The sequence below is a fragment of the Streptomyces sp. NPDC006798 genome, from assembly GCF_040635975.1.
In the GTDB taxonomy this organism is placed as follows: domain Bacteria; phylum Actinomycetota; class Actinomycetes; order Streptomycetales; family Streptomycetaceae; genus Streptomyces.
The window spans coordinates 52,112-74,892 of the sequence record NZ_JBEYIS010000020.1 but is presented as its reverse complement, the minus strand read 5'-3'; the positions used below and the strand labels follow the sequence as shown (position 1 = coordinate 74,892).

Below are 22,781 nucleotides of genomic sequence, written 5' to 3'. Positions count from 1 at the left end.
ACGCGGGAGGGCCCCGGGATCCTCGACGGATCCCGGGGCCCTCTGCGTATCGCCGTACCGGCTACTCGGTCTTGATCGCCGTCAGCATGTTCAGCTTGGCGGCGCTGCGGGCGGGCCACAGGGAGGCCAGTACGCCGACCACACCGGCCAGCAGCAGGAAGATCCCGATCCGGCCCCACGGGATGACCAGCGCGTAGCCCGGGATGGAGTCCCGGAACGTCTCGCCGATCGCCCAGCCGAGGAAGGAGCCGAGAGCGACCCCGATCACCGCGCCGAAGACGGAGATGACCACGGCCTCCAGCCGGATCATCCGCTTCACCCGGCGCTTGTCCAGCCCGATCGCCCGCAGCATCCCGATCTCCTGCTGACGCTCGAAGACCGACATCGCCAGGGTGTTGACCACCCCGAGGACCGCGATGATCAGGGCCATCGCCAGCAGGCCGTACATGATGTTCAGCATCGTGTTGATGATGCCGCCGAACATGTTGCGGATGTCCTGCTTGTCCATCACGGTCATGGCCGGGTTGTTGCCGAGGGAATCGACCAGGGCCTGCTCGTTGGCGTCGGTCTCACCGCCCGCCATCTTCACCCAGACCTCGGTGATGTCGGGCTTCTCCTCGAAGGGCGCGAGCACCTTCTGGTCGACGACGTAGGAGGAGAACATCTCGTTGTCCTCGACGACCGCGCCGACCGTCAGGGTCTTCGTGGTCTCCTTGTCGTTCCGCTCGAAGACGACGGGGAGCCGGTCCCCGGCCTTCCAGCCCTTCTCCTTCGCGACGGACTCCTGGATCACCAGCTGACCCTCGGGCAGCGTCTTCAGCGAGCCGGAGATCGTGTCGACGTTGAAGACCCCTTCGAAGCCCTTGCCGTCGACGCCGGAGACGTTCTCGTGCGAGCCCTTGATCTCGAAGTGGGCCCGCTGGCCGCGGGAGTACGCCTCCACACCCTTCGCCCCGGCCAGCGCCGTGACCGCGGAGGTGTCGAGGGACGTACCGCTGCTCATGGTGACCAGGTAGTCGGCCCGGATGTTGTCCGTGGTCGCCTTGTCGATGGCCTGGCCGACGGTGACACCGATCACCGTCAGACCGGTGACCAGGGTCAGCCCGATCGCCAGCGCGGAGGCGGTGGCGCCGGTACGGCGCGGATTGCGGACCGCGTTCTGCGAGGCGAGCTTGCCGGAGACGCCGAAGGCGCGTACCAGCAGCGGGCGGACCGCGGCGATCATCGGCCGGGAGAGCTGCGGGATCAGCACGATCACACCGATCAGCGCGGAGAACGCGCCACCGGCGATCATGTACCGGCCGCTGGTGCCGTCGCTGGCCCCGGCGCCCGCCACGATCGCGGCGAGCCCGGCGGCGGTCAGCACACTGCCGATGATGTTGCGGATCAGCAGGGACTTGGCCGAGGCCACCGAGTGGACGCTGCTCATCGCGGCCACCGGCGGGATCTTCGCGGCCCGCCGGGCGGGCAGCCAGGCGGCCAGCACGGTGACGACCACACCGACGATCAGGGCGGAGAGCACCGCGGTCGGCGAGATGATCAGCGGACCGTTGGGGATCTTGGCGCCGAAGGAGCCGACGAGGGAGCGCAGTCCGACCGCGATACCGAGACCGAGGGCGAAGCCGACGGCCGAGGCGAGGACGCCGACCAGACCGGCCTCCAGGATCACCGAGCGCTTGACCTGGCGGCGGGAGGCGCCGACGGCGCGCATCAGGGCCAGCTCACGGGTGCGCTGGGCGACCAGCATGGTGAAGGTGTTGGCGATCAGGAAGATGCCCACGAAGAGCGCGATACCGGCGAAGGCGAGCAGCATGCTGCTCATGCCGCTCATCTCGCGCTTGATCATGTCGGCCTCGTCGTCGGCCAGCTGGGTGCCGGTCTCCGCGTCGGTGTCCTTCGGCAGCAGCGGCTTCACGGCGGCCAGCACCGCGTCGTCGGACGCGTTGCCCTGAGGCGTGACGGTGACGGTGCTGAACTGGCCGGGCGACAGGTACTGCCGCTGGGCCACCGAGGTCTCGAAGAGGACCAGGCTGCCGCCCGCGTTCACGGCGCCGAGGTCGGTGGTGAAGACACCGGCGAGGGTGTACTCCTTGACCGGCCCGCTGGTGGCGACCCGGACCGTGTCACCGATCTTGTACTCGCCCTTGTTCGCGGTGTCCTTGTCGAGGGCGATCTGACCGGGGCTGGTCGGCCCCTCGCCCTGGGTGAACTCGTACGACGGGTCCTTGCCGTCCTTGCCGGGGGCGAAGTTGCCGCCGCTGTTGGCCCAGCCGTTGCCGATCAGCTTGCCCTTGCGGTCGGCGACCCCGGCGAAGCCGTCGACCCGGCCGACGGCCCGGTCGACCTGGTCCAGCGCCTCGATCCGCTGCACCACGGAGTCGGGCAGACCCTCGGTGTCGCCCCGGCCGGTGTGGGCGGTGATCTCGACGGCGATCTTCTCGTAGCCCTTGGCGGACTGCTTGCGGAAGGCGTTGCCGAGGGTGTCGGTGAAGACCAGGGTGCCGGCGACGAAGGCCACGCCGAGCATCACGGCGAGCACGGTCATCAGCAGCCGGGCCTTGTGCGCGAGTACGTTGCGCAAAGCGGTACGGAACATTGTGATTCAGTCCTGGGGTGAGAGCCGGGCGGTGTGGGCAGCCGGGGTCAGCTGGTCCGGCCCTTGGCGTCGAAAGCCTTCATCCGGTCGAGGACGCCGTCCGCGGACGGGTTGATCATCTCGTCGACCACCCGGCCGTCGGCCAGGAAGATCACCCGGTCCGCGTACGAGGCGGCGACCGGGTCGTGGGTGACCATGACGACGGTCTGGCCCAGCTCGCGGACGGAGTTGCGGAGGAAGCCGAGGACCTCGGCGCCGGAGCGCGAGTCGAGGTTTCCGGTCGGCTCGTCACCGAAGATGATCTCCGGCTGGGAGGCCAGGGCGCGGGCGACCGCCACCCGCTGCTGCTGGCCGCCGGAGAGCTGGGTGGGCCGGTGGCTGAGCCGCCCGGAGAGCCCCACCATGTCGATCACATTGTCCAGCCACTGCTTGTCGGGCTTACGTCCCGCGATGTCCATCGGGAGCGTGATGTTCTCCAGCGCCGTCAGCGTCGGCAGCAGGTTGAACGCCTGGAAGATAAAGCCGATCTTGTCCCGGCGGAGCTGGGTGAGCTGCTTGTCCTTGAGGGAGCCCAGCTCGGTGTCCCCGATCCGGACCGAACCGGAGCTGAAGGTGTCGAGCCCCGCGACGCAGTGCATCAGGGTGGACTTGCCGGAGCCCGAGGGGCCCATGATCGCGGTGAACTCGGCCTGCTTGAAGTCGACGCTGACCCGGTCGAGGGCGACCACCTGGGTCTCGCCCTGTCCGTACACCTTGGACAGGTCCGTGGCGCGGGCGGCCACAGCGGCGGCGCGGTGGGTGAGGTTCATGGTGGTCACGAGGGAAGGCTCCTGTCGGTGTCGATCGGGATGTCTTTATCCTCGCCTCACGTCCGGTACCGGTACGTCAGTCCCGGTACCCGTTCCCGGGGCACCCTTGGGTCGCACCCCGGGGTCCGCCCCTCCTCCTTTGGTATGACCCCGCCCCCGACGCCATTCGCCCGATCGGGGGACACCGGGCGCCGGGCGCATCCGTACGGCACCCCCCTCCGGGTATGCGCCGGTGGACTCGCGCGGGCGTCGAGTTTCCGTCAATCGCATGAAGTCGTGAGGGTGACCAACTGTCGGGACAGTTGTACGCACGCGGCTCTCACCTGCGCTGACGCTCGATCAGGCGCCAATAAAATCAGACAAGATCGGGCCATCGGGCGAAGGTCGCCACCCGGGCCGCCGATAGGCTCCTGCCCTGTAACGGCGCCCACATTCTGGCCCGGATGGTGGAACGTAGACACGGCGAGCTTAAACCTCGCTGCCCGTTGCAGGGCGTGCCGGTTCGAGTCCGGCTCCGGGCACCGGAGCCACCCGGAACCCCGAGGTTCGTTGAACACTGAAACGCCATGGGGGCACCGGGTGGCGTCTCCGTCTCCGGCCCCCTTCCGCCGGCGCCGCTCCTCTGTTTCTCCGCTTCTCGGCTTCTCGGCTTCTCCGCCGAGCGGCTCCGCCCCCTTTCCGATCCCGGCCGCTTTCCGCGTCCGGCCCCGCCTCGGACCCGCCGTCCGCCCGGCGCGCTCCGGACTGACGGGTACCCCGTTCGCGCGGGGGTAACGGGGTGCCGCCCGGCGATTCCCCGCGCCGCCCCCGCGCCGCCCCCGCGGCGGGCCCGCCGCCGGGCGCGCGCGACCCGCCCGGCGGCCGGGATACGGCGCCGAGGTGTACGGCTCCGCGGCGCCGGGAACGAGCCACCGAAGCCGACGGAAACGATCTGAGAAAAGGGTCACGATCTGGAAAGATCCTCCGCCGGCACGAGGGCTGGATCTTTGCCCTCGCATTACTCTTGTCGCTAAGGCCGCGCTCGGCGGCCATGGAGGAGTGAGATGAGGAGCAGTAACCCGGTCTTCTCGCGACGGGGGTTCAGCCGCGACAACGGCACGGCGGGCTTCAACGCGCAGCCGCAGGCCGGGAGCGCCGCCGTAGGAACCAACCCGTACGCGCAGGCCCCCACCACGGGCAACCCGTACGCCACGAACCCGTACGCGCCCACGGACGCCCAGGTCGGTCAGCAGACCCGCCCGGACGCGATGACCATCGACGACGTCGTCTCGCGTACCGCGATGACGCTCGGTACCGTCGTCGTCACCGCCGCCCTGGCGTGGATCATGCTGCCCGTCGACCAGGACAGCCTCGGCAAGTCGTACGGCATCGCCATCGGCGCCGCGCTCGTCGCCTTCGTTCTGGCGATGGTCCAGTCCTTCAAGTCCAAGCCGGTCCCGGCGCTGATCCTGGCCTACGCGGCCTTCGAGGGCGTCTTCCTCGGCGTGATCTCCAGCGCCGTCAGCACCTACATCAGCCCGGGTGTGGTCGCCCAGGCCGTGCTGGGCACCATGGCGGTCTTCGCCGGTGTGCTGGTCGCGTACAAGATGCGCTGGATCCGGGTCAACCGCCGGTTCTACGGCTTCGTGATCGGCGCCGCCATCGGCTTCATGCTGCTGATGGCCGTCAACCTGCTCGTCGCCGTGATCGGCGGCGGCGACGGTCTGGGTCTGCGCAGCGGTGGCCTCGGCATCCTCTTCGGTGTCATCGGCATCATCCTCGGCGCCTGCTTCCTCGCCCTCGACTTCAAGCAGGTCGAGGACGGCATCACCTACGGTGCCCCGCGCAAGGAGGCGTGGTTCGCGGCCTTCGGTCTCACCATGACCCTGGTCTGGATCTACCTGGAGATGCTCCGGGTGCTCTCGATCCTCTCCGGCGACGACTGATCCCGGTAGCGGTGGTTCCCGTCCCCGAGGGGGACACGGGAACATGAAGGAAGGGCCCGCGGGCATATCGCCCGCGGGCCCTTCCGCCGTTCCGCCCCGTTGAAAATGTGTCGCGCGCGTCCCCGGCTAGAGGAGTTTGCGCGCGGCCCGCCGCAGGTCGTACTCGTGGATGATCGCCTTGGCATGGCCGTACGAGAGCGCGTACTCACTCCGGAGCCAGCTCACCTTTTCCTCGAGCCGTACGAGGGAAGGGCCTTCTTCGACGGTGTGCAGCCATTCCGAGATCTCCCGGCCGGTGCAATGCGGAATACGGGAGAGCAGATTGCGGTGGGTCTCTTCGGAGAAGATCGGGGCTGGGGACATCGGCGCCTCCGGACGCGTCGCGCGTGTGCTCCTTCCCGACACCGTGCCCGAGGGTTCGCGTATTGGCAACAGTCCCCGAGGTGTGCCTAGGCTGCCGTGTGCTCGATACGACCCCCCTCCTCGACGCCGCCGAACGATTCTCCGACACCCTCCGCGGCGCCCCGCAGAGCCGCCTCGCGCGCGGCGCCGCGGCCGAGGGGCTGGCGCTGGCCAGGGAGTTGGCACGCCGTGCCCAACTGCTGGAGCGGCCGGGGCGGGAGCCGCTGACCATGCCCGACGCGGGGCTGTTCGCCGTCGCCGACCAGGTCCTCGTGGCCGCCACCGACCTCGCCGAGGCCCTGAGGACCGGTTCGGGACCGGTCGAGGAGCGGGCGGCCGGGGTGGACGCGGCCGTAGAAGCGGTACGCAACGCGAAGCGGCGGGCCTTCCCCTGAACCCCGGGGCCCGGGACTCCGCCCCGGGCGGGCGGGGCCGCCGCGTGGTGGACGACGCCGTTGCCGTAGGCGGTCGATAGCCTGCGGGGATGAGCAACGCGACCTGGGACGCCCTGACGGCGACCCCCCTCCCCGAAGTGCGGCGCCGCGCGGCCGTCGTGGACGCCCTCACCGCGATCGAGCCGGTGACGGTACCCGGCGCGCACCGGCTGGCCTGGAACGACGGCGGCGGCCAGTCCGCGGTCTGGTACTTCGCGGAGGACGGCCGGGTACTGCTGCTGACCTTCGACCACGAGTCCGAGCTGAACCTGTACGCCGAGGGCGACTACGCCCTCCAGGAGTCCCTGTACGGGGGCGTCCCCGACGCCCTCGTCGAGCTGGTCCGCGACCGCCCCGAGAACTACGAGTCGCTGAACCTCAAGGACCCCGTCACGGGCCGGACCATTCACTACGCGGGCGGCGTCTTCTGGTACGACGGCACGCGCTGGCACATCGCCGACGGCCTGACGGAGTACTGCCGCCGCGAGGGTATCGACCTCTTCGGCGAGTCCGGCTTCGACTACTGCCTCGACGTCTACCTCTTCGGACAGGAGTTCACCCCGGAGGCAGTGGTGGCGGCCCGGGCCGAGGACGGGCGATACGACCGGGCCGGGGCCGCCGACGAGAAGCAGCGGGAGACGGACCTCGCCGAGATCCGCGAGGTCTTCACCCGGCACGGATGACCCCGTCGGAGACGGCGGGGGGGCGGCGGGCCGCCGCCCCCCGACCCTCTCGTCGCGGGCCCGGGGCCTCAGCGCAGGCCGAGACGCTCCTTCAGCCATGCCGTGCTCTCCGCGTCCGCCGCCGCCGGTACCGTCGTATGGCCCGCCGCCGGATACTCCCGGTACGTCACCTCGGACCCGGCGGCCGCCAGCCGCGCCGCGTACGACGCCGTGACCTCCGCCTGCACCACCTCGTCCCGGCCGCCCTGGCCGATGAAGAGCGGCTCGCCGAGCCGGACCACCGGGGTGTCCACCCGGGTCCGCAGCTCCCGCATCAGCGCCGCCGAACCCTCCGGCCGGGTCTTCCACACCGTGTCGTCGTTCAGTCCGGCGCCCACGACCTGCCGCACCACGTCCGGGAAGCACTTCTCCACCGCCGTCGGCAGCAGCGCCCGGCCCCCGTCGCTCAGCAGGCCGCTGAAGTCGCGCTGCCCCCGGTACGCCCGGATGCCCTCGACGACCAGCGGATAGAGCGCCGTCCGCAGGGCCCGCTCCTGGGTGGGCGAGGTGGAGCGGTCGGAGACCAGGCGGGTCATCTCGGTCGGCGGCGCGGTGGCCGCCGCGCCCCGGAAGTCCAGCCGGGGCGCGTACCGCTCCGCGTACACGGCCGCGCTGACCGCCGCGTGGCCGCCCTGCGAGTGGCCGGTCGCGACCCAGGTCTTTCCGATGCCGAAGCCCGCCTGCCGGGCCGCGTGCACGGCGTCGGTGAGGCTGTAGGCGGCGCTGCGGGCGTGGAGATAGGGATGGGGGCCCGGGGTGCCCAGGCCCTCGTAGTCGGAGGCGACGACCGCGACCCCGGCGTCCAGCCAGGCCCGGATCCGCGGATCGTGCGCGAACCGGCCCGCGGTCGTACGGCTCCGGGCGCAGGCGTCGGCCAGGCCCACGGTCGCATGGGCCACCGAGACCACCGGCCGGCCGTCGTCCGGGGCCGGACCCGCGGGGGCGAACAGCAGCCCGGACACGGTCACCCGGCCGCCCTTGGCCCCGGTCGACGTGTACTCGATCAGCTGTCCCGGGCCGCCGTGCGGACGGGCCTCGGCGGGCAGGTCCGTCGCCTTCAGCAGCCGTCCGCTGCCACGCGCGGGTACGGCGGCGATCCGTTGGTGCTCCGCTTCCGCGACCATCCGCCGGTACTCGGCGTCCGCGGCGGCCACCCGGGCCGTGACCGAGGCGGCGCTCGCGGGCCCGGCCGCGGTGAGACCGGAGAGGCCGGTGGTGAGGGCGGTCAGGGCCAGGGCGCCGGCGGCGGCCCGGCGCGTACGGCGCGTGTGGGTGATGTGGGTGATGGGGCTGGAGTGGTTCGGTCGGCGTAAGGAGGTCACGGTCATAGCCCTTCGGACGAGTCGGAACGCCGGTACGGCGACCGTCCGGGCATTGTCCGCGACATGTCGATCCGCAGGGGAGCGATCACGCCAATCACCGGGTGGCGGCCGGGGAGCGGAACACGGCCGCCCTCGCGCGATCCGCGCGAGGGCGAGAAGGGGGCGGGGCTGTGAGGAGGGAGGCGGGAGCGGGGGCGGCGGGGGAGGCGCTCAGAGGGACGCGATGACCCGGTCCGCCAGGACGTACACCGTCTCGTCACCGCAGACGAAGGTGAGCGCGTACGCCCCCGCGACGCTGGAACCGCCCAGCAGCAGCGGCGTCTCGCCGTTCCGCAGCGCCCGCGCCAGCCGTTCGGCGGTCTCGCGGTGGCCGGGGGTCATGCAGAGCGTCGTTCCGTCCACGAAGACATAGACGTCGAGCGTGCCGAGCGGGCCCGGCCGTACGTCGGCCAGTTCCGTCCGGGCCTCGGCCAGCTCCTCCAGCCGGGAAACCGTGCGCTCGTGGTCCGTGGTCACGGGGGACTGCACCGGGACGAAATCGGGGTGCGAGGGGTGCCTGCGGCGGGCGGCTGCCAGCTCGGGCGAGTCCTCCGCGTACTCCACCACCTCGTCGTCGCCGAGATCGGCCAGGCCCGGCAGACCCGGCAGGCCCGCGAGTTCGGTCAGCTCCGTCAGCTCGTCCAGCGCCTCGGCGACGTCGTGGTCCACGGCCTCCAGGGCCTCCAGACCCACGAGATCGGCCTGCCGGGGGACGTAGAACGGCAGCTCCTCACCGGGAGCACCGGCCGAACCCGGCGCGGACACCCCGCCGACCAGCGGCGCGGGCGCGTCGGCGGCGTCCCGGGCCTCCTGCGCGGCCCAGAAGGCGCGGGCCTCGGCCAGCTCCCGCTCACGCTCCTCCGCCAGCGCCTCGGCGACGGCCGCGCGTATCTCCGCCGCGGGCGTCTGCCGGGCCTGGGGCACGGCGGCGGCCCCCGCTACCGCGGTGGCGGCGGCGGACGCGGCCTCGGCGGTGGCCTTGGCGGCGTCCGAGACGGCGGACAGTTCGGTGCGAAGAGCCGTGACCTGGCGGCGCAGCCCGTAGGCGGCGTGCAGGGCAGCGGCGCCCACGGCCGTGGCAGCGGCCGTGGTCAGCAGCAGAGCAAGAGACAAGGCGCTCACTGACGTACTCCCGATTTCATCGACACCCCCGACTTCCTACATCAGCTTGCGACGGGGTGTCCGCCCCTGTCAGTGCAATACGTCACGAAATGGACAGGACTTTCGGCCTGCGGTTTAACGTGTCGATGCCTCTGACCTGCGGAAATGTGAGTATGAAGGGGGGTAGGTCACATCCTGGGGGAGTTTCCATCACGACTGGAGAACGACGTACGGAACCGTGTCCCGTCCCACCGAAGGTCGGGCAGTCTCACCGAACCTTGACCGCTCGGCCGTTTGTCTCATCTAACTTTGACCGCCGCAGGTCAAGGGCAGATGGCCCCCGGGCCGGGCAGGTGCTGACGGCGGCGAGGCTGGCCATACGCAGCTGGGCGGCGAGCTCGGAGGTCAAGGTTCGACTCCGGCGGGATTCATCACCACGCAGGCGATGCCATACGCCCGCTCATGAAGTTCAGTCTCCGAGCCAGGTCAGGACCAGCCCGACCGAGTCAGCGGGAATCCGTTGCGTCGTCCTCGGCAGGGCCGGGGGCCACCGTGCTGTCGGCGGCCTGGCCGGCGGCTCGTTCAGCGCGGAGTTCTTCGGCGACGTCGTAAGCCCGGCCGGGGTCGTAGACGCTGACCGAAGTGCCAGGGCTGTACATCGCGCTCGTCCGGGGCGTGTACCGATAGATTTCGACGCCGCGCTGGGCAGCTATGCCGTCGACCTCGCCGACGGGTACCCGCCACAGCTGAGCGGTGTGGGACCGGGTCCACCACTCGTCCGGACGCAGGAAGTCTCGCTGGATCTCCGACTGACGCTCCACCGGCACCTGTGCCTGGCTGAGTTGCTCGGTCAACCAGCCGGTCAGCTCCTGTGCGTCGACCCGGAAGAGCGGTGCGAACTGTTCCGGTTCGCACTCCAGCGTCTCGCTGCGGGTGTGGAACACCACCTTGATCGACCGTCGCTGCCCCAGCCTGAGTCGCTCAATGACGACGACTCGCCGCAGATCGGCCATCGCCGTGGTCGACGAACGCAGAAAGCGGGCGATCACGAACTGGGCCGGAGTTCCCAGGGGGCGGAGCTCGACCCACCGCACGGTCAGGGAGACCGTGGTGAACAGCATGGCCGCGGCGAGCACGACCACCGCCACGACCGTGAGCGCCAGTAGGACCCAGAAAATGCCCCAGATGATTGCGTTCCCCCAGACCACGGCGGGCACCAGAGAGGCCAGCAGAAGCGGGGCCGCGACCGTCGGCGGGACCATGATGCTCCCGACGAGCGTGGTAGCCAGCTCGTGGCCCCTGCTGCGCACGAACATCAGCCGCCATCCGGCTGTCGCGGGTAACACAACTTCCGCAAGCGAGGCGGGACGCCGAGTTTCCATGACGCAAAGGTAGGGTCCTGCGGAGAAGTGCGTAAGGCCGGAGCGAGCCGTACCTTCTCGAGGTGGAAACCGCAGACAGCAGTGCGTCGTCCGGCCACGCAGTGCCTGCCAGGCCCGGGGGCCGTCTGCCCTTGACCTGCGGCGGTCAGAGTTCGATGAGACAAACAGCCGAGTGGTCAAGGTTCGGGGAGACTGACCAGCCTTCGGTGAGACGGGACAAACCGCTGGTGAGGCCGCTTGTCCCAACCCCCGGGCGAGGGCTGGAACGAGGGGCCCGTCCGTTGTGTGTGTCAGCTCAACCGCTGGTCTTGTCGGCCGCGTTCGGGTTCGCGTTCGTTGCGGGCAGGTGCCGTCCTCGTTCCTAGCTCAGCCGCTCCAGGACCATGGCCATCCCTTGTCCGCCCCCGACGCACATCGTCTCCAGGGCGAACTGCTTGTCGTGGAACTGGAGGCTGTTGATCAGCGTGGCCGTGATGCGTGCGCCCGTCATGCCGTACGGGTGGCCCACCGCGATCGCGCCGCCGTTGACGTTCAGCTTCTCCAGGTCGACGCCCAGATCCCGGTAGGAGGGGATCACCTGGGCCGCGAACGCCTCGTTGATCTCCACCAGGTCGATGTCGCCGATGGTCAGCCCGGCCCGTGAGAGGGCCTGCTTCGACGCCTCGACCGGGCCGTAGCCCATGATCTCGGGGGAGAGCGCCGAGACGCCGGTGGAGACGATCCGGGCCAGCGGGGTCAGCCCCAGCTCGCGCGCCTTGGTGTCGCTCATGATCACCAGGGCCGCGGCGCCGTCGTTCAGCGGGCAGCAGTTTCCCGCGGTGATCAGGCCGTCCGGCCGGAATACCGGCTTCAGGCCCGCCACGCCCTCCAGGGTGACCCCGGCGCGGGGGCCGTCGTCGCGGCTGACGACCGTGCCGTCGGGGGTGGTCACCGGGGTGATCTCGCGCTCCCAGAAGCCCGCCGCGACGGCCGCCTCGGCGAGGTTCTGGGACCGTACGCCGAACTCGTCCATCTCGCGCCGGGTGACGCCCTTCAGCCGCGCCAGGTTCTCCGCGGTCTGGCCCATCGCGATGTACGGGTCGGGGAGCAGTCCGTCCTCGCGCGGGTCGTGCCACGCGTCGGCGCCGCCCTCTGCGACCTTCGCGGTCCGGGCCTCGGCCTCGGCGAAGACCGGGTTCCTGGTCTCCGGGAGGCCGTCGGACGACCCCTTGGCGAACCGCGACACCATCTCGACGCCCGCCGAGACGAAGATGTCGCCCTCACCGGCCTTGATCGCGTGCAGGGCCATCCGCGAGGTCTGGAGGGACGAGGAGCAGTAGCGGGTGACCGTACAGCCGGGGAGCCGGTCGAGGCCCATCCGTACGGCGACGATCCGGGCCAGGTTGTAGCCCTGCTCGCCCCCGGGCAGGCCGCAGCCCAGCATCAGATCGTCGATCTCGGCGGGGTCGAGACCGGGGACCTTGTCCAGGGCCGCCTGGATGATCGTCGCGGTCAGGTCGTCGGCCCTCAGATCCTTCAGGGAGCCCTTGAAGGCCCGGCCGATCGGGCTGCGGGCGGCGGAAACGATGACGGCTTCGGGCATCACGGCTCCTGGTGGAGGGGGTCGACTGGATGGAAGCTACCGCCAGGTAGGGGCGGGGTCACGGGTGCCGGAGTGTGATGGTCACCTCAATTCTAAGCGGTCGCTCATCCGATGCGGCGGGGATCCGGCGGGGATCCGGCGGGGCGCCCGTACGCGGCCCCGTACGGGCGCGGGAGCCCGTACCCCCCGTAGGGTCCCTACGGTTCGCGGTCCCGATCAGCCCCGGCTCGCCCGGAACCGGATCCGGTGCGGCCGCTCCCGCTCCCGGCCGTCGGAGGCGCCCCCGCCCTTGTGCCGCCCGGGATCGTCGGCCGCACCGGACTCCCGTTCCTCCCCTTCCTCCACCGGATCCGAGTCCTCCGGGAGCCGGCGCCGCCGCCGGTGTTTGAGCAGTGCCCAGGGGGCCCGGGACGGGGTGACCTCGGTACCCGCCTCGCGCGCCGCGGTGGCCGCCGCCTGGGCGACCGGGAGTACGGTCTCGTCCCGGGCCGCGTCCGGCCGGTCCGGCTCCGGCCAGAGGCCGAGCGCCGCGCAGACCGTGGGGAGCATGGCCATCGCGGCGGTCGCGTACCCCTCCGCCGACGGGTGGTAGTTGTCGACCGAGAACATCTCGCGGGGGTTCGCGGCGAACTCCGGGCCCAGCAGATCGCCTAGGGAGACCGTCCGGCCGCCCTGCTCGACCGTGACGATCGTCTGCGCCGCCGCGAGCTGGCGCGAGACCCGGCGGGCCAGCCAGCGCAGCGGCTGGTAGACCGGCTCGATCGTGCCCAGGTCGGGGCAGGTGCCGACGACGACCTCCGCCCCGGCCGTACGCAGTCGGCGGACCGCCGCCGCCAGCTGGCGGACGGACTCGGTGGGCGGCATCCGGTGGGTGACGTCATTCGCCCCGATCATGATCACGCAGACGTCGGGCAGCCGGGAGGTGTCCGACAGCAGCAGGGTCACCTGGCGGTCCAGATCGTCGGAGCGCGCACCCGAAAGGGCGACATTGACCACGTCCACCGGGCGCTCGGCGACCGCCGCGAGGCCGGAGGCGAGCAGCGCGGCCGGGGTCTGCCCGGCCCGGCGCACCCCCTGGCCGGCGGCCGTGGAGTCCCCGAGGACACCCAGGAACAGCGGCCCCGACCGGCCGAACGCCAGCCCGTACAGTCCGTCGCCGCGCGGCGGCAGGGGCGCGATCCCGCCACCGACGGACCGCTTCGCCAGCTGGACCTCCGCCAGCACCAGTCCCAGGGCGGCCACCCCGGCCAGGCCGATGCCGCCACCGCCGTAGGCCGCGCCCGCGGCGATGCGCCGTGCCACTCTCGCTCCCGACACCGCCCACCTCCTGTCGTCAAGACCTAACTGCCCGGTAACCGGTATCGCCCAATCACAGGTCGGTGCGCATACGCTTTACCGCACCCTCCGGCACCGCCCGGCCCCCTCCCGTACCTCTCGCATCTTTCGCACCTCTCATACCTCTCGCACCTTCCGTGCGACCCTCGCAACCATCGAGGCCCCGCCTCACCACCGCAGCAGCAGGACCGAGACCATCGGAACCGGCACCTTTCAGACGGAGATCCCGGAGAACAATTGTGCGCTTTTATGACTCGATGATCAGCCTGGTCGGCAATACCCCATTGGTGAAGCTGAACAATGTGACCGAGGGGATCCAGGCCACCGTCCTGGCCAAGGTCGAGTACTTCAACCCCGGCGGCTCGGTGAAGGACCGGATCGCCGTGCGCATGATCGAGGCGGCGGAGGAGAGCGGCGCGCTGCTCCCCGGGGGCACGATCGTGGAGCCGACCAGCGGCAATACCGGGGTCGGACTGGCGATCGTGGCCCAGCGCAAGGGCTACAAGTGCATCTTCGTCTGCCCGGACAAGGTGTCGACCGACAAGATCAACGTGCTGCGGGCCTACGGTGCCGAGGTCGTCGTCTGCCCCACGGCCGTCGACCCCGAGCACCCGGACTCGTACTACAACGTCTCCGACCGGCTGGTCCGGGAGACCCCGGGCGCCTGGAAGCCCGACCAGTACTCCAACCCGAACAACCCCCGTTCGCACTACGAGACCACCGGTCCCGAACTGTGGGAGCAGACCGACGGGAAGATCACCCATTTCGTGGCGGGTGTGGGCACCGGCGGCACGATCTCCGGTACCGGCCGCTACCTCAAGGAGATCAGCGACGGCGGGGTGCGGATCGTCGGCGCCGACCCCGAGGGCTCCGTCTACAGCGGCGGCTCCGGCCGTCCCTACCTGGTCGAGGGCGTCGGCGAGGACTTCTGGCCGACCGCGTACGACGCCTCCGTGACGGACGAGATCGTCGCCGTCTCGGACAAGGACTCCTTCCAGATGACCCGCCGCCTCGCCAAGGAGGAGGGGCTGCTGGTCGGCGGCTCCTGCGGGATGGCCGTCGTGGCGGCGCTGCGGGTCGCCGAAGGACTCGGCCCCGACGACGTCGTGGTCGTCCTGCTGCCGGACAGCGGACGCGGCTACCTTTCCAAGATCTTCAACGACGAGTGGATGGCCGACTACGGCTTCCTGGAGGAGGCGGGGCCCGCCGCCTCCGTCGGCGACGTACTCCGGCACAAGGAAGGCGGGAAGATCCCCGGCCTGGTCCATATGCACCCGGAGGAGACCGTCGGCGAGGCGATCGAGGTCCTCCGGGAGTACGGCGTCTCCCAGATGCCGATCGTCAAGCCGGGCGCGGGCCACCCCGATGTGATGGCCGCCGAAGTCATCGGCTCCGTGGTCGAGCGGGAGCTGCTCGGCGCGCTCTACACCGGGCGCGCCACCCTCGGCGACCCGCTGGACAAGCACATGAGCGCACCCCTGCCGCAGGTCGGCTCGGGCGAGCCGGTCGCCGATCTGATGGCGGTACTCGGCGACACCGCGCGCGCGGCGGACGCGGCGATCGTCCTGGTGGAGGGGAAGCCCACGGGCGTCGTCAGCCGCCAGGACCTGCTGTCGTTCCTGGCGTCGGGCGCGAAGTAGCCCCGCGCGGGCGGGGCGGGGCGCTGGGGAGGTCGCGCCCGGTGACCGGTCGCCCGCGCCCGCGACACGTACCCCGGAGTGGTTCACAGCGACGGAACGCGGGTTTCACACAGCCGCAGCACCGGCTTAACACGGTGCGGGGAGAGTAGAGGTGTCGGCGGGGCCCCGGCCAGGGGCACGGTCCCGCCGACACCCAGCCGGCGTCTTGGATCCTCCGGAGCGGCTCCCGGACCCGAAGGCGCCAGGACGCGGCGGTGAACGGCCGGTGACGGACCGGGCCGTACGCGTCCCACGCGGGGACCGCCGACGTCCCGTCTCCGGACCGGCGGTCCGGAGGTGGCGGTCCCCGCGTCTTCCCCGGCTGCCCTGCGGCAGGAGCCCGTACGGCCCACCGGCCCACCGGGCCTCTGCGCAACGGGGTTCCGGGCCGCGCGGCTCACCAACGCGCGGCCCGGAAGCATCGAATGTCCCGGACACCCCGAACATCCCGAATGTCCCGGACGGCCAGGAAGGGGCGGGGCCGGCCGGACGCGGGGCCGGACCGGCGCTCACCCGGCCCGGCCCCGGCTTTCACCCGGCCCGGACCGGGCCCTCACGCCTCCCAGTCGGAGCCCTGCTCCGGCTTACGGCTCCGGACGCGGGCGAAGAAGCCCTGGCCCCGGACCGAATGCACGAAATTCACCCCGACGATGCCGAGCCAGGTCACCACCAGGCCCTTGAAACCGGCGTTGACCACGCCGATCGCGGTCAGCGGCACGGCCAGGATCATCGAGAGGATCCCGAACCCGAACCGCTCGCCGAAGTTCGAGTCCTCCGGCTGAGCGGGTCGGGCCCCCCGGGCGACCACCATCTGCTGCTCGGCCAGCTGACGGCGGACCCGACGGTCGACCGTGCCGTCCACGCGCTGCTCGACCTTCTCCAGGAAGGAGTCGACGAGTGCGGACTCGTACTCCTCACCCAGTTCGCGGCGCGCGTGCAGGGTCGCGTCGAGTTCTTTTCTCAGCTCAGGGTCGCGGGCTTCCATACCGACAACGCTACGGGCCGGAACACGCCGCGTCAGTGGGGATACCCCCCGGACTTCCCCTACGGGAACCCCCGGGGTCGCCCCGGCGCCCGGCCGGAACGGGACAGTCTGCATATAGTCATGCAGAGTCCCGGGCGGCTGAATAAGCTGGTGGAGTCCCGGCGCCGACCGCTCGCGCCCGGGGGTGGCGCCCGAGCGGCAGCAGGAGGACCAGGCATGACGGACAGCCCCGCCGCGCGGCTGCAACAGCTCTTCGAGGGGCACCGGCTCACCCCCACCCAGCGGCGGATCGCGCACAGCATGGTGCGCCGCGCCGCCGATGTGCCGTTTCTGTCGAGTGTCGAGCTGGCCCAGGTCGCCGGGGTCAGCCAGCCCTCCGTCACCCGGTTCGCCGTCGCCCTCGGCTTCGACGGCTATCCGGCGCTCCGCCGCCATCTGCGGGAAGTCGTACCGCCCGGTGACGTACCCCCCGGGGACGACCTCAACGAGTACCAGCAGGCCGTCGGGGCCGAGATCGAGAATCTGCGGCGGCTCGGCGAACTTCTCGCCGACCCCGCGCCGCTGATCCGCGCGGCCCGGCTGCTCGCCGCCTCCCGGCCGCTGCCCGTGCTCGGGCTGCGGGCCGCCGCCGCGCAGGCACGCGGCTTCGCCTACTTCGCGGGCAAGGTCCACCCCGATGTCCGCCTCCTCGACGAGGGCGGCACCCTGCTCGCCGACCGGATCGACGACGCCCGGCACTCCGGCGCCACCGCCCTGCTCTGCTTCGCCCTGCCCCGGCACCCCCGCGAGGTGATCGAGGCCCTCGGCTGGGCCAGGGAGGCCGGACTGACCGTGATCACCGTCGCCGACTCGGCCTTCGCGCCCGTCGCCGCCGCCAGCGACCTGCTGATCCCGGCCGCAGTGGGCACCGGGCTCTCCTTCGACACCGCGTGCGCGCCGATGCTGCTGGGCCGGGTCCTGCTGGAGGCGATGTGCGACGAACTGCCGGACGCGCAGTCCCGGCTGGAGGAGTTCGACGCCAGGGCGGCGGCCCGGGGGCTGTTCGCCGAGTAGCGGTGGCCCGACGGCCGTTGTCCACAGGTGGTGCCGTTCTCAGACGCCGCTCAGAAAACGCCGCTAACCTGCCCGGGACGGGGACGATATCGGTGACTGTGGTGCGGAAGGAGCGGGGCGTGGGGCGCGGGGCGCATTCGCTGGCGAGAGTGGCGGTGGTGGTACGGGCGGGCGCGGCCCCCCTGTGGTGGCTCGGACTCCTGGGCGCCGCCGTGGGCGCCATGGTGCCGGGGCTGACCGGCCGCCGGATCGGACTGCTCACCGGAGCGGCCCTGTTCATCGTGGCGCTCGCCGTCACCTCCGTCGTACGCCGCCGCCGCTACACCCACTTCGCGGACGCCGCGACCCGGGCCGGGCGCGGCGATGTGCTCCAGGACCGGGCCGTGACGCTGCGGCTGCGCCGCAAGGCCCTGCGCTGGTGGCTGGGCGGCGCCTTCGTCGCGGCTGTCGTCAGCTCCTTCGCGCTGCCCGGCGCGATAGGTCTGGCGCTGGCAGGGGTGGGAGCCGGGCTCTGGGCGAAGGCGCTCTGGATCGGCCGCCGGGAGCGCGATACGGAGCAACTGCTGTGGCTCCGTATGGACTGGGTCGGTGCGGGTGCCGTCGGCAAGCCCGTCAAGGGATTCCGTACGACGGGCATCGCGGCGGGCGACGCGGCTCCGGGCGGCGCCCGCCGCCGCTGACCTCCGGTCCGGGCCCGCCGCGTCTCCCATGACCGGCCGCCCCGCTTTTGAGCCGGCCCGCTCCCTGCGCCCTGATGTCGTCGGCGGCCTGTGGCCCGCCTGTGGCTTGTCTCGCAGTTCCCCGAGCCCCTAAATGCCCTCCCGGGCACCGCCCTTGCGGAGGGGCGGGTGGGAAAGAGGCTGCCCCTTTTACCGAGGGCGGGGTCCTTTTCATGGCTGGTGCTGGGGAGAGCATTTAGGGGCGCGGGGAACTGCGCGAACGGCCCACGTCGGCGTGCGGTCGCCCGACAACCGTTGCCCGGCTGGGCGGACGGCGTGGGCCTCACCTGGAGGGCCAAGGTGCTGGGGGTCCCCCCATTGCCGAAGGCATAGGGGGCGGAACTGCGCGACAAGCCACGACGGTGCTGCGGGCGGCGGATACGGAAGCGTGCGGGGCCTCCGGAATCAGGAAGGCCCCGCCCGGGGGTCAGCAGGCGAGGCAGGGGATCGAGAGGGGGGACGCGGCGCCCTCCGGGAGGAGGATGCGGACTCCCAGCGCGCCGCACTGGGCGCACGGCATCCGGGTTCGGCAGCGGAAGGCGAGTACGACCTCCCGGTCGACATGGGCCGCCAGTTCGGCGTAGCGGGGGTCGACCCAGTCGGCCGAGTGGCCGTTGAGGTCTTCACCGGTCGTCATCGCGGAGGCTCTCCTCGGGGGTGGTACTCGGTGGTGCGGGCGTTCAGGCCCCGGCGCCGGGGTGCGGGCGGAGGCGGGCGGCGGGGCCGTCGACGAGGTCGCCGATCCGGGCGCCCGAGCGGCGGGCCTCCAGGTGGAGCCGGTCGATATTGACCCGGGGGCCCGCGAGCAGGGTCAGTACGGCCTGGGAGCCCGCCGCGTAGGCGGCGACGTACCCCCGTTCGCCCCGGACGAGCAACTCCTGGAAGCGGCCCTGGCCGCCCGCCTCCGAGAGCCGGACGCAGACCCCGAGGGCGACGGCGGTCAGTGCCGCCACGCCCTCCGGGTTGCCGGCGTCGGCGCCGAGCACCAGTCCGTTGGTGCCTGCCGCGAGGACGCCGGTCAGCTGCGGCATCCGCATTCTCAGGCGCTTGAGTTCGGCGAGTACGTTCTCCTCGGCCGCCACCACTTGCCTCCTCCCCGCGCGCGGGTCCGCGCGTCACGGCCCGGTCGTACGGCGGTGACGAGCAGGCTACGCAACGTGGCGGCATGCGGAAGGAGTTACTGGCATTTTCCGGCGGAACATGCCACCGGCCCGGTACAGTGCGCGCCCCCGGGGAGCCGGGCGGCGGCGGATCACGGCTCCAGCAGCGCGTCCGCCCGGTCGCCGCCGGACTCCGCGACGATCTCCGCCACCGTCTGTGCTGCCCGGACGGTGGAGAACGACACCTCCGGCCCGTCGCCGGATCCGGTGCCGGCCGGTGCCGTCCGGAAGCCGTGGATCGCGGGCCTGGGCAGGCTGTTGTAGCCGAAGTGGTTGGAGAAGTAGTACGCGCCCGTGTCCAGCGCCGCGACCACATCGCCCTCGGCCAGCGGCGGCAACGGCCGTGCCCGCGCCAGCAGATCGCCCGCGAAACACGCGGGTCCCGCCACGTCCTGGACCACCGGGGCGCCCCGCTTCGGCCGCCCCGCCGCGTCGTACGCCGCGATCCGCAGCGGCCAGGACTCCGGGTCGTACACAGTCCTGGTCGCCACCTGGACCCCGGCGTGGGTGAGGGCGATCGGCCGGCCGCCGGACACCTTCGCGTACTCGACCCGGGTGAGGATCAGGCCGTGCTTGGCCAGCAGGGACCGGCCGAACTCGGTGACCAGGCCGTACCGTCCGTCCAGCAGCCCGGGGACCCGCTCCTTCAGCAGTCGCGCGTACTCCTCGTACGTCGGCGTCTCCTCGTCCGAGCCGAAGTTCACCGGCAGTCCGCCGCCGATGTCGACGGTGTCGATCTGCCGCCGTCCGGCCGCCGCGTTGATCTCCTCGGCCAGTTCCCAGACCTCCCGTACACCCTCGGCCATCCGCTCGGGCGGTACGCCCTGCGAACCCGAGTGGGTGTGCAGCCGGGTCAGCCACGGCCGGTCCAGACAGAGCCGGACCAGTGCCGCCCGCGCGCCCTCGTCGCGGAGCGCGAAGCCGAATTTGGAGGTGGCGGTCGCCGTCGAGAGCGCGCTGATCGCGCCTCCGCCGACCTGCGCGTTCACCCTCAGGCCGAGCGGGGAGGCGGTGGGTCCGGCCGCCAGCAGGGCGTCCAGCCTGGCCACTTCGGCCGGGTTGTCGGCATTGACCGCGATCCCCAGTCTCAGCGCCTCGCGCAGTTCGCCGGGGGTCTTCGCGGGGGAGTCCAGCACGATCCGGCCGGCCGGTATTCCGGCGGCCCGGGCCAGGGCCAGCTCGCCGGGGCTGGCCACCTCGGCGCCCACACCGGCGGCGTTCAGCAGGGCCAGTACGGGGACGAGCGGCGCGGCCTTCACGGCGAAGGCGTGCAGTACGGGCGCGTCGGTGACGGCCGCGAAGGCGGTGTGGAGGGCGGCGGCCGAGGCCCGGATCCCGGCCGTGTCGAGCAGGGCGACGACCGGCTCCTCCTCGGTGAGCAGCCCTTGTTCGACGGCGGCACGGACGGCGGCGTCCCGGCGGCGGGCCCGGTCGAGCGCGGCGGGCGACACGGCGGGTGACGTGGCGGGCGAAGCGGTGGTGTCCGAACCGGGCCCGGTCACCTCCGGCCCGGTCGCCCCGGGCCCGTCCGGCGTATGCGGGCCGCCGGACCCGTCTCGCACATCCCGTACGTCCCGTCCGTCACGTCCGTCGTGACCCGGCTGCCCGTCCCGTCCTTCGAGAGTCATATGGCCCAGCCAACCATCCGGTGCCGTCCCGGCGCGAGTGTTGACTAGTCCTATTCATGAGATCAGGATGTGAATAGTTCGAGTCGGCGGGTGGTCGCGCGCCTGCGCTCGGACGGCCGCCGAGGACGCTGAGAACGCCGAGAACGCCGAGAACGCCGTAACGAGGAGGGCACACCATGCCAGGAGCCGCACCCGGAGCCGGGCCCCGCCCCGTGCGCGCCCCGCGCGGTACGGAGCTGACCGCCCTCGGCTGGCAGCAGGAGGCCGCCCTGCGGATGCTCCAGAACAACCTCGACCCCGAGGTCGCCGAACACCCCGACCGGCTCGTCGTCTACGGCGGCACCGGCAAGGCCGCCCGCGACTGGCGCTCCTTCGACGCCATGGTCCGCACCCTGACCACCCTCAAGGCCGACGAGACCATGCTGGTCCAGTCCGGCCGCCCGGTCGGCGTGATGCAGACCCACGAATGGGCGCCGCGGGTCCTGATCGCCAACTCCAATCTGGTCGGCGACTGGGCCACCTGGGAGGAGTTCCGCAGGCTCGAAGCCCTCGGACTCACCATGTACGGCCAGATGACCGCCGGATCCTGGATCTACATCGGCACCCAGGGCATCCTCCAGGGCACCTACGAGACCTTCGCCGCCGTCGCCGCCAAACGGTTCGGCGGCAGCCTCGCCGGAACCATCACCCTGACCGCCGGACTCGGCGGCATGGGCGGCGCCCAGCCGCTCGCCGTCACCATGAACGACGGCGTCGCGATCTGTGTCGACTGCGACCCCCGGGCCGTGGAACGCCGGATCGAGCACCGCTATCTCGACGTCCGGGCCGACTCCGTCGAACACGCCCTGCGGCTCGCCGTCGAGGCCCGGGACGCCCGCCGCCCCCTCTCCATCGGACTGCTCGGCAACGCCGCCGAGATACTGCCGAGGCTGCTCGCCGAGGGCGCGCCGATCGACATCGTCACCGACCAGACCTCCGCCCACGACCCGCTCGCCTATCTCCCCACCGGTGTCGACTTCGCCGATATGGCCACCGCCGCCGCCAAGGACCCGGCCGGGTTCACCACCCGGGCCCGGGAGTCCATGGCCCGGCACGTGGAGGCCATGGTCGGCTTCATGGACGCGGGCGCCGAGGTCTTCGACTACGGCAACTCCATCCGGGGCGAGGCGAAACTCGCGGGCTACGAGCGGGCCTTCGCCTTCCCCGGCTTCGTACCCGCCTACATCCGGCCCCTGTTCTGCGAGGGCAAGGGCCCCTTCCGCTGGGCCGCCCTCTCCGGCGACCCCGCCGACATCGCCAGAACCGACCGGGCGATGCTGGAACTCTTCCCCGAGAACGAGTCCCTGGCCCGCTGGATCCGGCTCGCGGGCGAACGCGTCCACTTCCAGGGCCTGCCCGCCCGGATCTGCTGGCTCGGCTACGGCGAACGGGACCGCGCCGGAGAGCGCTTCAACGACATGGTCGCGAGCGGGGAACTGGCCGCGCCGCTCGCCATCGGCCGCGACCACCTCGACTGCGGCTCGGTGGCCTCCCCGTACCGCGAGACCGAGGCCATGCTCGACGGCTCCGACGCCATCGCCGACTGGCCGCTGCTCAACGCCATGGTCAATGTGGCCTCCGGCGCCTCCTGGGTCTCCCTCCACCACGGCGGCGGCGTCGGCATGGGCCGCTCCATCCACGCCGGACAGGTCACCGTCGCGGACGGCACCCCGCTCGCGGGCGAGAAGGTCCGCCGGGTGCTCACCAACGACCCGGGCATGGGCGTCATCCGCCATGTCGACGCCGGATACGAGAGCGCGGAGGCGGTCGCCGAGGCGCAGGGGGTACGGATCCCGATGCGCGAGGAGCCCGGCCCCGTCCCCACACACGAATCCGGTTCCGGCTCGGGGGAGGCCGAAGCGTGAACGC

General features: G+C 71.8%; 19 protein-coding genes and 1 tRNA gene. 8 read left to right on the top strand and 12 right to left on the bottom strand.

Annotated elements, in window-relative coordinates:
• Window positions 1-61: 61 nt before the first annotated feature.
• Window positions 62-2,596: an FtsX-like permease family protein gene (locus ABZ714_RS16100; RefSeq protein WP_358825835.1), complete on the bottom strand. Its 2,535-nt coding sequence runs from the start codon at window positions 2,594-2,596 to the stop codon at window positions 62-64.
• Window positions 2,597-2,643: 47 nt separating this feature from the next.
• Entirely contained in the window at window positions 2,644-3,405 is a 762-nt protein-coding gene (locus ABZ714_RS16095; RefSeq protein WP_358825893.1) for an ABC transporter ATP-binding protein, read from the bottom strand.
• A 437-nt stretch (window positions 3,406-3,842) separates the two neighbouring features.
• Here ABZ714_RS16095 and ABZ714_RS16090 point away from each other — a divergent pair.
• Window positions 3,843-3,926: transfer RNA gene (locus ABZ714_RS16090), tRNA-Leu, on the top strand.
• Between the two features lie 522 nt (window positions 3,927-4,448).
• Window positions 4,449-5,330, top strand: coding sequence for a Bax inhibitor-1/YccA family protein (locus ABZ714_RS16085; protein WP_358825834.1), 882 nt, complete (start codon window positions 4,449-4,451; stop codon window positions 5,328-5,330).
• 126 nt (window positions 5,331-5,456) lie between these two features.
• On the opposite strand, the gene ABZ714_RS16080 is transcribed toward ABZ714_RS16085, so the two are convergent.
• Window positions 5,457-5,693: a DUF4287 domain-containing protein gene (locus tag ABZ714_RS16080; RefSeq protein ID WP_358825833.1), complete on the bottom strand. Its 237-nt coding sequence runs from the start codon at window positions 5,691-5,693 to the stop codon at window positions 5,457-5,459.
• A gap of 98 nt (window positions 5,694-5,791) precedes the next feature.
• On the opposite strand from ABZ714_RS16080, the gene ABZ714_RS16075 reads away from it, so the two are divergent.
• Entirely contained in the window at window positions 5,792-6,127 is a 336-nt protein-coding gene (locus ABZ714_RS16075) for a hypothetical protein (RefSeq protein WP_358825832.1), read from the top strand.
• 89 nt (window positions 6,128-6,216) lie between these two features.
• Window positions 6,217-6,849 carry a hypothetical protein gene (locus ABZ714_RS16070; protein ID WP_358825831.1) on the top strand — a complete coding sequence of 211 codons (633 nt, stop codon included), beginning with the start codon at window positions 6,217-6,219 and terminating at the stop codon, window positions 6,847-6,849.
• Window positions 6,850-6,917: 68 nt separating this feature from the next.
• Here ABZ714_RS16070 and ABZ714_RS16065 read toward each other — a convergent pair whose 3' ends face one another.
• The 5 genes from ABZ714_RS16065 to ABZ714_RS16045 all read right to left on the bottom strand — a co-directional run bounded on the left by ABZ714_RS16065 (window position 6,918) and on the right by ABZ714_RS16045 (window position 13,616).
• On the bottom strand, window positions 6,918-8,216 hold the full coding sequence (locus ABZ714_RS16065; protein WP_358825830.1) for a lipase family protein: 1,299 nt from the start codon (window positions 8,214-8,216) through the stop codon (window positions 6,918-6,920).
• Window positions 8,217-8,420: 204 nt separating this feature from the next.
• Entirely contained in the window at window positions 8,421-9,371 is a 951-nt protein-coding gene (locus ABZ714_RS16060; protein WP_358825829.1) for a hypothetical protein, read from the bottom strand.
• 485 nt (window positions 9,372-9,856) lie between these two features.
• Window positions 9,857-10,666 (bottom strand): hypothetical protein, encoded by an 810-nt coding sequence (locus tag ABZ714_RS16055; RefSeq protein ID WP_358825828.1) that lies wholly within the window; start codon window positions 10,664-10,666, stop codon window positions 9,857-9,859.
• 427 nt (window positions 10,667-11,093) lie between these two features.
• Window positions 11,094-12,314: an acetyl-CoA C-acetyltransferase gene (locus tag ABZ714_RS16050; RefSeq protein ID WP_358825827.1), complete on the bottom strand. Its 1,221-nt coding sequence runs from the start codon at window positions 12,312-12,314 to the stop codon at window positions 11,094-11,096.
• Between the two features lie 216 nt (window positions 12,315-12,530).
• Window positions 12,531-13,616 (bottom strand): SGNH/GDSL hydrolase family protein, encoded by a 1,086-nt coding sequence (locus ABZ714_RS16045; RefSeq protein WP_358825826.1) that lies wholly within the window; start codon window positions 13,614-13,616, stop codon window positions 12,531-12,533.
• Between the two features lie 272 nt (window positions 13,617-13,888).
• Between ABZ714_RS16045 and ABZ714_RS16040 the strand changes: the two genes are divergently transcribed.
• Window positions 13,889-15,289 (top strand): cystathionine beta-synthase, encoded by a 1,401-nt coding sequence (locus tag ABZ714_RS16040; RefSeq protein WP_358825825.1) that lies wholly within the window; start codon window positions 13,889-13,891, stop codon window positions 15,287-15,289.
• Between the two features lie 592 nt (window positions 15,290-15,881).
• Here the strand turns inward: ABZ714_RS16040 and ABZ714_RS16035 are convergent.
• Window positions 15,882-16,313, bottom strand: coding sequence for a hypothetical protein (locus ABZ714_RS16035; protein ID WP_358825824.1), 432 nt, complete (start codon window positions 16,311-16,313; stop codon window positions 15,882-15,884).
• Between the two features lie 216 nt (window positions 16,314-16,529).
• Between ABZ714_RS16035 and ABZ714_RS16030 the strand changes: the two genes are divergently transcribed.
• Together ABZ714_RS16030 and ABZ714_RS16025 are read left to right on the top strand one after the other, a co-directional pair.
• Window positions 16,530-17,366 carry a MurR/RpiR family transcriptional regulator gene (locus ABZ714_RS16030; RefSeq protein ID WP_358825823.1) on the top strand — a complete coding sequence of 279 codons (837 nt, stop codon included), beginning with the start codon at window positions 16,530-16,532 and terminating at the stop codon, window positions 17,364-17,366.
• A 119-nt stretch (window positions 17,367-17,485) separates the two neighbouring features.
• Window positions 17,486-18,046 (top strand): hypothetical protein, encoded by a 561-nt coding sequence (locus tag ABZ714_RS16025; protein WP_358825892.1) that lies wholly within the window; start codon window positions 17,486-17,488, stop codon window positions 18,044-18,046.
• A gap of 466 nt (window positions 18,047-18,512) precedes the next feature.
• Here ABZ714_RS16025 and ABZ714_RS16020 read toward each other — a convergent pair whose 3' ends face one another.
• From ABZ714_RS16020 to ABZ714_RS16010, 3 genes are all read right to left on the bottom strand, one after another.
• Window positions 18,513-18,722 carry a hypothetical protein gene (locus tag ABZ714_RS16020; protein ID WP_358825822.1) on the bottom strand — a complete coding sequence of 70 codons (210 nt, stop codon included), beginning with the start codon at window positions 18,720-18,722 and terminating at the stop codon, window positions 18,513-18,515.
• 43 nt (window positions 18,723-18,765) lie between these two features.
• Complete coding sequence (locus tag ABZ714_RS16015) at window positions 18,766-19,167, bottom strand: roadblock/LC7 domain-containing protein (RefSeq protein ID WP_358825821.1); 402 nt, start codon at window positions 19,165-19,167, stop codon at window positions 18,766-18,768.
• Window positions 19,168-19,337: 170 nt separating this feature from the next.
• On the bottom strand, window positions 19,338-20,873 hold the full coding sequence (locus tag ABZ714_RS16010) for a diaminopimelate decarboxylase (RefSeq protein WP_358825820.1): 1,536 nt from the start codon (window positions 20,871-20,873) through the stop codon (window positions 19,338-19,340).
• A 176-nt stretch (window positions 20,874-21,049) separates the two neighbouring features.
• Between ABZ714_RS16010 and hutU the strand changes: the two genes are divergently transcribed.
• On the top strand, window positions 21,050-22,777 hold the full coding sequence (gene hutU, locus ABZ714_RS16005) for a urocanate hydratase (protein WP_358825819.1): 1,728 nt from the start codon (window positions 21,050-21,052) through the stop codon (window positions 22,775-22,777).
• The last annotated feature ends 4 nt before the right edge of the window (window positions 22,778-22,781 follow it).

Bases quoted from the DNA above. Each gene is read 5' to 3' on its own strand.
- ABZ714_RS16030 (WP_358825823.1), top strand. From the start codon at position 16,530: ATGACGGACAGCCCCGCCGCGCGGCTGCAACAGCTCTTCGAGGGGCAC.
- ABZ714_RS16035 (WP_358825824.1), bottom strand. From the start codon at position 16,313: ATGGAAGCCCGCGACCCTGAGCTGAGAAAAGAACTCGACGCGACCCTG.
- ABZ714_RS16010 (WP_358825820.1), bottom strand. From the start codon at position 20,873: ATGACTCTCGAAGGACGGGACGGGCAGCCGGGTCACGACGGACGTGAC.
- ABZ714_RS16065 (WP_358825830.1), bottom strand. From the start codon at position 8,216: ATGACCGTGACCTCCTTACGCCGACCGAACCACTCCAGCCCCATCACC.
- ABZ714_RS16070 (WP_358825831.1), top strand. From the start codon at position 6,217: ATGAGCAACGCGACCTGGGACGCCCTGACGGCGACCCCCCTCCCCGAA.
- hutU (WP_358825819.1), top strand. From the start codon at position 21,050: ATGCCAGGAGCCGCACCCGGAGCCGGGCCCCGCCCCGTGCGCGCCCCG.
- ABZ714_RS16085 (WP_358825834.1), top strand. From the start codon at position 4,449: ATGAGGAGCAGTAACCCGGTCTTCTCGCGACGGGGGTTCAGCCGCGAC.
- ABZ714_RS16095 (WP_358825893.1), bottom strand. From the start codon at position 3,405: ATGAACCTCACCCACCGCGCCGCCGCTGTGGCCGCCCGCGCCACGGAC.
- ABZ714_RS16020 (WP_358825822.1), bottom strand. From the start codon at position 18,722: ATGACGACCGGTGAAGACCTCAACGGCCACTCGGCCGACTGGGTCGAC.
- ABZ714_RS16080 (WP_358825833.1), bottom strand. From the start codon at position 5,693: ATGTCCCCAGCCCCGATCTTCTCCGAAGAGACCCACCGCAATCTGCTC.
- ABZ714_RS16050 (WP_358825827.1), bottom strand. From the start codon at position 12,314: ATGCCCGAAGCCGTCATCGTTTCCGCCGCCCGCAGCCCGATCGGCCGG.
- ABZ714_RS16055 (WP_358825828.1), bottom strand. From the start codon at position 10,666: ATGTTCGTGCGCAGCAGGGGCCACGAGCTGGCTACCACGCTCGTCGGG.
- ABZ714_RS16100 (WP_358825835.1), bottom strand. From the start codon at position 2,596: ATGTTCCGTACCGCTTTGCGCAACGTACTCGCGCACAAGGCCCGGCTG.